Below are 5,827 nucleotides of genomic sequence, written 5' to 3' on the forward strand. Positions count from 1 at the left end.
CGCGGCATCTATCTGGCAAAAAGTATGCGCAGCCTGAGTAATTCCATGTTCAGGATCATTCGGATGCTCGGGCACGAAATCGTTGCCTGGGAAGAGGAAGCGCTGGTTCACCCGCCAGCCGACACTTATTACACACTGCGACTCTCTCCCACTACGATCAGGAATGTTTCCCATATTTTTGCCTGGGGCCAAGAAAACATCGATCTGCTTCAGCACTATCCGCAATTTCCGGAAAATCTGCCTGTTCACCTGACTGGAAATCCACGCGGGGATATTCTGCGGCCGGAAATGCGCGCTTATTTTGCGGCAGAAGTAGAACGTCTACGCAATCTGTACGGTGATTTCATTCTGATCAATACCAATTTCACCGACGTCAATCCTTTCATCCCCAATATCGGCCTGTTCATTCCGGCAAAGGATGGGGACAAAAAATCCCGGCGCGGACAAGCCGGGATTGGTATGAGCGAAGACTTTGCCGAAGGTCTGTGGCACCACAAGAAAGCCATACTGGAAGATTTCAGGCAGCTCATCCCGGCGCTGGAACAGGCATTCCCGAATGTCACAATCGTGGTACGGCCTCATCCAAGTGAAAACTTTCAGGTTTATCACGATATCGCTGCTCGATGCCAGCGCGTAAAGGTCACGAACGAAGGCAACGTCATCCCCTGGCTTCTGGCTTCGAAAACCATGGTGCACAACGGCTGCACGACTGGCCTGGAAGCCTACGCCCTGGGAGTTCCGGCCATTTCCTATCTTGCAACTTTCAATGAATATTACGACTATGATTTCCAGGGCCTGCCTACCCGGCTGAGTTACCAGTCATTTAATTTCAGCGAGCTCCAGGATACCCTGTCCCGAATTCTGAACGGTGATCTGGGTGCACCAGGAGGTGAAGAACGCAAGGCACTCATCGATTACTATCTGGCGGCACAGAACGATCGTCTCGCATGTGAACGTATCATCGATGTCCTGGAAGAAAGTGGCTACAGCCAGTCCCAACCACCGGCAAGCGCTGCTCCGGTGTATCTGGCAGGATGGGCTCTAGCGAACCTCAAAGCCATACTGACCCAGCTGAACATGCGCCGCCCCGGACCAAACCGGCTTTCTTACCACGATCACCGTTTTCCCGAAATTCCGGTTGAACAGATCGAACAGAAAATTGCACGATTCGGCAGCCTGCTGAATCGTTTCGATTCCATTAAAGTAAAACAGCACTCGCGCCATCTTTTCAGAATAAACGGCTGACGATCAGCAGGATGAAATCATCACTAAATTTCTTCTGAAGAATATCCAGCTTTTTTCCGGTCAATCTCTGCAGGGTCGGAGTCGGTATCACTACCTTGGATTCAATCCTGATCAGCTATCGGACCACGCCAATCAGCAGCAGCGATTGAGCCTGCCCTTACCACCATAACGTGCTTCCATGCGTTCACGAAAGAATTCCTCTTGCGACATAATCGTCTGTTCGGGGTGTGCACTTCTCATGTGTTCAACATAAACGCTATATTCCGGCACACCCACCATCAGGCGCATACTTTGCGCAAACCGTTTCCAAATGTGGTTCATTTGATTATTGATCATGATGGTCTCTCCCGATTATTTCTCAATTGACGCATAAACAGGTAACAGTTCGAACGGCGTTTCCCGGGTTGTCGGGTGATGGATGACACGTGCCTGCAGAATAGTTCGAATACCGAACATCAGTATGCTGATGAGCACCGCTATGAACAGTGCCGTCAACGTAACGTTGATATAGTCGTTGAATATAACCTGTTGCATTTGTCCGATCGACTTGGCAGGTGCCAGCACGATATCTTGTGTCACTGCCTCCTGATATTTTTCCGCATGTGCGAGAAAACCGATACGCGGATTATCATGAAATATTTTTTGCCAGGCGGCAGTCAGCGTACAAATGCAAACCCATACTGCCGGAATCACTGTAATCCAGGCAAAGCGATCGAGCTTCATCCTGAACAGCACACATGTGCACAGAATCAGTGCGATACCGGCAAGCATCTGGTTGGCGATTCCGAACAGCGGCCACAGGGTATTGATACCCCCCAGCGGATCGATCACACCCTGATACAGGAAATATCCCCAGCCGGATACACAGATACCCGTAGCGATCAAGCTCGCCATCAGCGAATCGGTCTGTTTCATCGCTGGAATGAATAAACCAAGCAGATCCTGTAACATAAAACGCCCGGCGCGCGTTCCCGCATCAACCGCCGTCAGAATAAACAATGCTTCAAATAAAATAGCAAAGTGATACCAGAATGCCATCATCGCAGTATCACCGATCACTCCCGACAGAATCTGCGCCATACCCACCGCCAGCGTTGGCGCACCGCCCGTTCGCGAGATAATGCTGTGTTCACCGACGTTCTGCGTAGTTTGGGTGATCATTTCCGGAGTGATATGGAACCCCCACTGGGAAATCGTTTGTACAGCTGATTCCACCGTAGTACCGATGATCGCCGCCGGACTATTCATGGCAAAATAAATACCAGGCTCAAGTGCTGCTGCGGCAATCAGCGCCATGATCGCGACAAACGATTCCATCAACATCGCGCCGTAACCAATGAAACGTGCATCAGTTTCATTCTGTATCATTTTGGGTGTAGTACCGGATGCGATCAACGAATGGAAACCGGAAACCGCACCACAGGCTACTGTCACGAACAGGAACGGAAACAGATCACCCGACCAGACCGGGCCGGAGCCATCAATAAATTGTGTCAACGCAGGCATTTTCAATTCCGGTGAAAGAATAATGACACCGATTGCCAAACCAACGATTGTGCCAATTTTAAGAAAAGTCGACAGATAATCGCGTGGCGCCAGCAATAACCATACCGGCAATACTGAAGCAATAAAGCCGTAGCCGATCAATACCCAAGTCAGTTGTTCACCGGTTGCCGAGAACACCGCTGCCCATGCAGGGTCCTCCTGAACGTACTGGCCGGCTACAATCGATAAAATCAGCAGCGTAAATCCGATCAGCGATATTTCAGCAATCGCACACGGCCGAAAATAACGCGAATAAATCCCCATGAACATTGCGATAGGAATCGTCGCCGCAACGGTGAATGTTCCCCATGGTGATTCAGCCAGCGCCTTGACGACGATCAAGGCCAACACGGCGAGCAAAATCAGCATGATAAAGAACGTACCAAACAGCGCGATCATGCCGGGAACATGCCCCAGCTCGGATTTGATCAAATCACCGAGCGACCGGGCGTTACGCCGCATCGATATGAAAAGTACGATGAAATCCTGTACTGCGCCGGCAAATACAACGCCGGCAAGCAACCACAGCATACTCGGCAAATATCCCATCTGTGCCGCCAGAATCGGCCCAACCAACGGCCCGGCTCCTGCAATTGCAGCAAAATGATGGCCGAACAGCACATATTTATTGGTCGGTACATGATCCAGCCCATCGTTATACCTATATGCTGGAGTCATACGCGTTGCATCCAGCTTTAATACCCGCCTGGCAATGAACTGACTGTAGAAACGAAAAGCGATCAAATACACACATACTGCCGCAATGACAATCCAGATTGCACTGATCGATTCACCCCGGTTGAGGGCAATGACACCGAAGGCTACTGCACCCAACAGGGAAAACAGTAACCACCCTATCCACTTGCTTAACTGATTCATAAAACTACCTCTGATAAAAAAACCGATACTCGTTAAATTTCTGAAAACTTTATACGCAGATTCACAACACTATCAATCATGTAAAGTTTTGACTTCTTTACCGTGCAAATCCAGCAGCATAATCTTTCAACATATCAGCCATTCATTTAGTATCGACAGCGACATTTTTCCGTCATATCACTCTTCCTAGATTCCAATTTTATATTTCACGCTACTGAGAAACTTTTCTTTTTTCTACAGGTTACGCCATTGGTATTGCACCTCAAAAATTTTCATACCGGATTTATCGGTGGTGAAACCCACACCTGATCTGGTGTGCTGCAAACATTTTTATTGACTCGGCAATTTCCTGCTCAGGTATTATTCCTCATAGGAAATACCGGTGAACATTAAGATGGACAAAAAATCAAGCGCTGGCCCAGCCGGCTTTAGTGATAGAAATCATCCAGAGCAAGGAGACGGTAGCTGCTAAAGCCAATCGGCAGGTTGACCTACCGCCCTCAGAGATTGAGGACTAGCTTGATCAAGCCAAGTTTGGCATGGAGAACGCCTTATTCCAATTCTCGATATAAATAAAAATAATTATATTGATAATATGATTAATTTACAGTATGTTATATGATTCCATAATTTCTGTTTCTATCTGTAATTGGAATTAAAGGCCAAGCCGGAGGATGTTCGGCAGCAGTTGAACCAGCCGATCAAGAATTTCCAGGAAGCCTATAGTGAAGCAATGCTGGAATCGTGTGCTCGAAAAAATTGGATCCCTGTTAGGCAAGGATCAGGTATGATCGCAACAATCCGTCAGAGACTGCAGGAAGAAGGTTATTTCGTCTCGATAAGCAAGCTCTGCCAAGAGAGTGGTTGGGTATTCCTCGGTGCACGCTGTATTACTACCCAATCAAGGCCCTACCCAAGGTGCAAAGGCAGCCCCCGCCTGGAAGTGCCAATCAGCCGTTACGGATCGCTTCCAGATACCGTTCCTGCTGAGATCCGATAATGGACTCGTTTTTACCAATCGGAACTACATCCGGGTGGTAAGGAGCTACGGATTGAGGCAGGAGTTCGTTACGCCGCATGCCCACAGCAGAATGCATAGTCAAGCGCTTAGATCCGGACATGGAAAGACACTGTGTGCACGCTTCGTAACCTTGCAACACGCGATGCGGTATTAGCTATTGGGTCCACTTTTACAGCTACCGGCAGCCTCCATTAAGCGCTCGATATGAAAACACTCGCTTGAAGCCTACGCAAACGCGTATGAGCCAGCAGCTTAACCTCAGCAGAAAAGACTAGGTCATTTTACACTAAAGTACAAAACTTACCGGACAGCCTTTAATCAAGTAATATCAGCTGTCCGATAAACTACAGTAACTAGACAAAAGAATTTCTATAAGTGCCAGATTTGATCAATCTGCTTTCGTTTCAGTCAAAACAGCTTCTTCTTGAACACTTACTTGATCACCCAGTCGTTTAAGTATTCCAGCTCCTATACCTTTTACGTTAGCCAATTCTTCCACTGACTTGAACATTCCATGTTGGTTTCGATATTCAATTATTGCTTTTGCTTTAATTGGACCTAACCCTTTTACCGATTCAAGGTCTGCCTGACTAGCTGTATTGATATCTACCCCAGCTAATACCGACAAATTAAATCCAAAAAATACGACAAGAATCAGAAAAATCTTTTTCATTTCAGAATCTCCTCAGAAATTAAAAAAATAAAGCTTCCGGATTTCTCAACTTGGGCTTTTTTTGGCCAGATGTAATACACGCTAACCAAAAAACTGGCATCGGCATTTTTTCTACTGACTTTAGCCTGACGTATAAAAATTATCGGTAAGAAGGAATTGTGAAAATGGGAAAGAGGCGCAGGCAAGAAAATTCACCTCGGCAAACCGGCGAGAGTGATTTTAGGCGAATAGCGTTCAGATCGGACACCGTAACCGGAAGGATTTATATCTAACCTGAGTTCGGGATAAGAAAAGAGAGGATGAGCGCCAGGCTTTTTGCGTAAGATTATGTTTCTACAAACAAATCAATCGCATTCAGGAGACGCTCATGGATAGTTTAACCGAACTTTTTTGTCTCATAGATGATTTTTGCCACCAGTTCGAGCCTGCTTTAGAGCATCATCTTCTGGAAGCAGGGGTAAAGA

The 5,827-nt window shown here is 47.3% G+C and carries 5 protein-coding genes and 1 pseudogene; 2 read left to right on the forward strand and 4 right to left on the reverse strand.

What is annotated here, in order from left to right; translation table 11 throughout:
• On the forward strand, positions 1-1,245 hold a 1,245-nt coding region (locus ABUL11_RS00920), incomplete at its 5' end, for a surface carbohydrate biosynthesis protein (RefSeq protein ID WP_350281986.1).
• 132 nt (positions 1,246-1,377) lie between these two features.
• Here the strand turns inward: ABUL11_RS00920 and ABUL11_RS00925 are convergent.
• The 4 genes from ABUL11_RS00925 to ABUL11_RS00940 all read right to left on the reverse strand — a co-directional run bounded on the left by ABUL11_RS00925 (position 1,378) and on the right by ABUL11_RS00940 (position 5,363).
• A complete protein-coding gene (locus ABUL11_RS00925) occupies positions 1,378-1,581 on the reverse strand; it encodes a YbdD/YjiX family protein (protein WP_396955881.1) in 204 nt (67 codons plus the stop codon).
• A gap of 15 nt (positions 1,582-1,596) precedes the next feature.
• Positions 1,597-3,669 carry a carbon starvation CstA family protein gene (locus tag ABUL11_RS00930; RefSeq protein ID WP_350281987.1) on the reverse strand — a complete coding sequence of 691 codons (2,073 nt, stop codon included), beginning with the start codon at positions 3,667-3,669 and terminating at the stop codon, positions 1,597-1,599.
• A gap of 950 nt (positions 3,670-4,619) precedes the next feature.
• Positions 4,620-4,790 carry a hypothetical protein gene (locus ABUL11_RS00935; RefSeq protein WP_350281988.1) on the reverse strand — a complete coding sequence of 57 codons (171 nt, stop codon included), beginning with the start codon at positions 4,788-4,790 and terminating at the stop codon, positions 4,620-4,622.
• A gap of 288 nt (positions 4,791-5,078) precedes the next feature.
• Positions 5,079-5,363, reverse strand: coding sequence for a ComEA family DNA-binding protein (locus tag ABUL11_RS00940; protein ID WP_350281989.1), 285 nt, complete (start codon positions 5,361-5,363; stop codon positions 5,079-5,081).
• Positions 5,364-5,730: 367 nt separating this feature from the next.
• Here ABUL11_RS00940 and ABUL11_RS00945 point away from each other — a divergent pair.
• Positions 5,731-5,827: pseudogene (locus tag ABUL11_RS00945) on the forward strand (IS982 family transposase); the annotation flags it as partial.

This window comes from Nitrosomonas sp. (assembly GCF_040256045.1).
Classification (GTDB): Bacteria; Pseudomonadota; Gammaproteobacteria; order Burkholderiales; family Nitrosomonadaceae; genus Nitrosomonas.

Coding starts and splice junctions, on each gene's coding strand:
- ABUL11_RS00930 (WP_350281987.1), bottom strand. CDS start 3,669: ATGAATCAGTTAAGCAAGTGGATAGGGTGGTTACTGTTTTCCCTGTTG.
- ABUL11_RS00940 (WP_350281989.1), bottom strand. CDS start 5,363: ATGAAAAAGATTTTTCTGATTCTTGTCGTATTTTTTGGATTTAATTTG.
- ABUL11_RS00925 (WP_396955881.1), bottom strand. CDS start 1,581: ATGATCAATAATCAAATGAACCACATTTGGAAACGGTTTGCGCAAAGT.
- ABUL11_RS00935 (WP_350281988.1), bottom strand. CDS start 4,790: ATGTCCGGATCTAAGCGCTTGACTATGCATTCTGCTGTGGGCATGCGG.